The sequence below is a fragment of the Pseudonocardia sp. MH-G8 genome (assembly GCF_002262885.1).
Classification (GTDB): domain Bacteria; phylum Actinomycetota; class Actinomycetes; order Mycobacteriales; family Pseudonocardiaceae; genus Pseudonocardia.
This window is the reverse complement of sequence record NZ_NKYF01000004.1, coordinates 1-699: the sequence shown is the minus strand read 5'-3', so window position 1 is coordinate 699 and position 699 is coordinate 1. Positions and strand designations below refer to the sequence as shown.

General features: G+C 72.7%; 1 protein-coding gene. It reads left to right on the top strand.

All coding sequences use genetic code 11. From position 1 onward, the window contains the following. Window positions 1-423: 423 nt before the first annotated feature. The coding region (locus CFP66_RS12110; protein ID WP_143517231.1) for a hypothetical protein at window positions 424-699 on the top strand (276 nt) is incomplete at its 3' end.

Sequence of the window (699 nt, the reverse complement as noted above, 5' to 3'; positions counted from 1 at the left end):
CGGCGCCGGACCCACTGCGAGTCAGACCGCAGGTGCGGGGTGGGGCCGGAAGTCTCGAGCCGGGAACGGCGTGCCCACTGCAACCCGCTCCTGCCCGGCCGGAACCCGAAGGAGGCGCGGAGGCTCGCTCGGCAGACGCGCCGGAGGAGACGCGGCGGCTCACCCGGCAGGCGCCCCCGGAACAGGCGCGGCGGCTCACTCGGCAGACGCCCCGGAAGGGACGCGGCGAGTCCACTCGGCAGGCGCCCCCGGAACAGGCGCGGCGGCTCACCCGGCAGACGCCCCCGGAACAGGCGCGGCGGCTCACCCGTCTTGTGCCCGGTCGCCGCCGGTAGGTCGAGGCCCGGCAGGCTCGAGGCGGAGCCTGGATCGAACCCGGCGAAGCCCCGCCACAGGTGTGACCCACGTGATAGAATCGAACACATGTTCGGATCAGGTGATTCCTCGGGCACCCACCAGGAGTGGCCCGACGAAGCACCCCTGGACGCCACGCTGGACCTGGACGAGGACAACCCCACCGAAGACGAGTGGCTCGACGAGTGGCCCGACGAGGTAGCCGACCCTGCGCTGGATGCGCTCGAGGTGGAGACCGCTGAGGACAGGGCGGCCCGGTTGGCGCGGGCCCGGCAGACCTGGCTGCGGCACGGAGTGCAACGCACCTACGCCAACACCGAACCCTCGGCGTTGCTGGCGATGGAA